We start from the raw sequence: 3,326 nt of genomic DNA on the forward strand, positions 1-3,326 counted from the left end.
GGACACGATCGTCGACATCTGATTTGTGTGATAGCGGGCTCGCATTCAGCAATGGTTGCTGCAACCGCCGCGCCCCAACCCGCTACCGGCTCCCCCAAACTCCATGAAATAGCGCTCGTGGCCGGTGGCGACACTCTCACACGAACGGGTGCGATCTTGTTTGAGGTGTTGCCGATCTGTGTGGCACACCGGGCGGTAGGATTTTGGCGCCACGTGTAGCGCGAAAGGCGTTCCTCGCCGACCATTCCAGTCTCATTTTCGCCGGTCGTTTATTCTAGAGGATCGTTTCCCTTCGGCTCTTGCAAGAATTTAGGCACGCGGTCTCGCGGGGCGGGGCGTTCGGACGGGTCGCGGCCGAGCTTGGACTGCAGCTCGACGAGGTCGGTGAAGACGTCAGCCTGGCGGCGCAGCTCGTCGGCGATCATCGGCGGATGGCTTGCGATCGTGGAAATCACGGTGACCCGCACGCCCCGGCGCTGAACGGCCTCGACTAGGGAGCGGAAATCGCCGTCACCCGAGAACAGGACCATCTGGTCGATGTGCTCGGCGAGCTCCATGGCGTTCACGGCAAGCTCGATGTCCATGTTGCCCTTGACCTTGCGTCGGCCGGAGGCGTCGATGAACTCCTTGGTCGCCTTGGTGACGACGGTGTAGCCGTTGTAGTCGAGCCAGTCGATCAGCGGCCGGATCGAGGAGTATTCCTGGTCCTCGATGATGGCCGTGTAGTAGAACGCCCGGACCAGCGTACCGCGGTTCTGAAACTCCTTCAGCAGTCGCTTATAATCGATGTCGAAGCCCAGAGTTTTTGCCGTCGCGTAAAGATTGGCTCCATCGATGAAGAGCGCGATCTTGTCGGTAGGTGAGTGGGACATCTGTCCAGGCTTTCGGTGGAGTAACTCGGGCTCAAAGCATCCCGGAAATTTGCGACGCGTAGGTTTGGTCGCATTCTATATGGAGGGCTACCGGAGATCGTCGAGTAGCCGCAAACATTAAGCTTCAAATAATATCAGGCCTGTGCGGGCGTGGAACTCTACCATTGCCCGAAAGTTCTCCCTGTCAAAATTGTAATGTATCCTCGATTTCCAAGTGCGTATTGAAGGTTTGCCTGATGAACGCCGGCGATTTTGCTCTCTTTGATCTGTCCATACAGAGACGGGGTCGTGGCTGGCGTTGGGTAGTCATTGACCGGTCAGGCAACCCTTTGTTGACTGGGAGTGAGTGCAGCAGGACTGCAGCTCGCTACAAGGCCACCAGGGCAATCTTCCAAATGTTATTGACGGCTCCGTATCGAACTCAAATCTCTCCAGCAGCCTGCTCGCTCGCCTCGAAAATTGAGGCGCCACGCACCTCCCTAGACTCAGGGAGAAGGCGCGGGTTGAGATCGAAGGGCTAAAAGGCGACGCGCCGGTCTAACGAGCTGCGTGCCGGCAGAAGATTGCCTATAAGGTCGAAGTTGATCAGAGGCGCGCGGTAAGAGCAGCGGAAACGGCGCATCTGATCACTGCATTTTGCGCCCGAGGTCTCTCAGGAGGGAGTGGAGAAAATCACTCGCATGGTCGTACCGCGCGCCGCCGCTCGCGATTTCACGGGCCCGCGGCTCCACTACACTACCGACGGTTTCTGGACCGAGTAGATCAGCTTTTTCGGACCATTGCTGCAGCAGGCGATCGGGAATGTATTCCGCAGACCCGAACAACGTCAAAAGGCATTCCTCGGCTTCGCCTTTGTGATCGTGATGAGCTTTCGCCCAGTAGAAAGCGAATAGTCCACGAAAAGCATCACGGGAAACGGCTGGTTTGGCCATTGCAATGTCCCCGCAGGAATTGAACGTGAAACGAAGAGGCCACCCAAAGGCGGCCTCAGGAGTTCATTAGTTGATCTAAATAACACGTACTAAAACGCCTGCCGCAGCGTTGCCGTTGCTTCAGAACCCGGGTGTAAATAGATGCGAGATGAACGTGCCAGCCCCGGTCGCAGGAGCATGCCAACATGATTCGCTTCTGCCAACTAAAATCTGACGACTGCCGGGAAATTCTGGCAATCCCAAACCTATGTTAGTTTAAGTGCGTACGCGTCGAGCCGTTCGGCGAGCCAAGTATCATGATGATCTATCAGGTTACGTGCTCGACAAACTCGACAACGCCGTGAGTTTGGCGCGCGACGGAGGTCGAAGCAAAGGAAGGCCGCAGCGATGGTTGACGAATACTCCGTGGAACTTTGGTGCGATTGTCGGCGCCTCGCCTGTTTGCAGCAGCAGCCGGACTAGTCCGAAGCGCCGTCGAGGACGTCACGCACCTTCGCCGCCAGATCGCTGAAGCTGAATGGCTTCACGAGCAACTGCACGCCCTTGTCTAGCCGGCCGTGGTGGATGATTGCATTCCTGGCGTAACCCGTCGTGAACAGCACCTTCAAGGTCGGACGGACCGTCTTCGCCTGGGCGGCGACCTGTGCTCCTGTCAGGCCGCCTGGCAAAACAACGTCGGTGAAGAGGAGGTCGACCCGGGGCTGCCGCTCCAGGAGCCTTAAGGCCGAGGGGCCGTCGTGAGCCTCGATGACGCGGTAGCCGAGTTCGCGGAGAGTTTCGACTGAATATGCTCTCACCTCGTCGTCGTCCTCGAGGACGAGGACGGTCTCTTCCTGTGCGGCTTCGGGACTTGGATTGGACTCGACTTGCTCGGCACCCGCCGCCTGCGTCGCGAGCCGCGGCAAGTACAGCTTCACCGTCGTTCCCTGTCCCACTTCCGAGTAGATCTTGACGTGACCGCCGGACTGCTTGACGAAGCCATACACTTGGCTGAGCCCCAGTCCGGTGCCCTTGCCGACAGCTTTGGTCGTGAAAAAGGGCTCGAAAGCCTGAGTGACCGTTTTCGAATCCATGCCGACGCCCGTGTCCGTGACCGCGATGGCAACGTACTGGCCCGGCACGACTTCGGTGTGCGCGGCGACGTACGCCTCGTCGATGTGCGCATTGCTGGTCTCGATCGTCAGTCGACCGCCGTTCGTCATAGCGTCTCGGGCGTTCACGGCTAGATTGATGACAGCCGCCTCTAATTCGGCTGGGTCGGCTTCGACTCGCCACACGCCTGCACCCAGGACAGTTTCTACGTCGATCGTTTCCCCGAGGGTACGATGGATCATGTCCGACAGTCCGTTGACAAGTGCGTTCACATCGAGCGGCTTGGGATCGAGCGGTTGCCGACGCGAAAACGCAAGGAGCCGCTGGGTTAGGGTGGCTGCCCGTTGCGCGCCCGTCATCGCGTTTCGCGCCGCCCGCTGCAACCGTCCCGATTCAGCCGGAAGATTGCGCTGCAGGGTGTCCAGATTCC

The 3,326-nt window shown here is 58.8% G+C and carries 3 protein-coding genes; all 3 read right to left on the reverse strand.

Annotated elements, in window-relative coordinates; translation table 11 throughout:
• Positions 1 to 269: 269 nt before the first annotated feature.
• The gene (locus IVB47_RS19190) at positions 270 to 872 is read right to left on the reverse strand and encodes an NYN domain-containing protein (protein WP_247463335.1); all 603 of its coding nucleotides are present in this window, start codon (positions 870 to 872) and stop codon (positions 270 to 272) included.
• A gap of 626 nt (positions 873 to 1,498) precedes the next feature.
• Complete coding sequence (locus IVB47_RS19195; RefSeq protein ID WP_247463337.1) at positions 1,499 to 1,804, reverse strand: hypothetical protein; 306 nt, start codon at positions 1,802 to 1,804, stop codon at positions 1,499 to 1,501.
• Positions 1,805 to 2,262: 458 nt separating this feature from the next.
• Positions 2,263 to 3,326 (reverse strand): ATP-binding protein (locus IVB47_RS19200; RefSeq protein WP_247463338.1); only part of this gene is annotated, 1,064 nt, incomplete at its 5' end.

Source organism: Bradyrhizobium sp. 62, from assembly GCF_023073035.1.
In the GTDB taxonomy this organism is placed as follows: Bacteria; Pseudomonadota; Alphaproteobacteria; order Rhizobiales; family Xanthobacteraceae; genus Bradyrhizobium.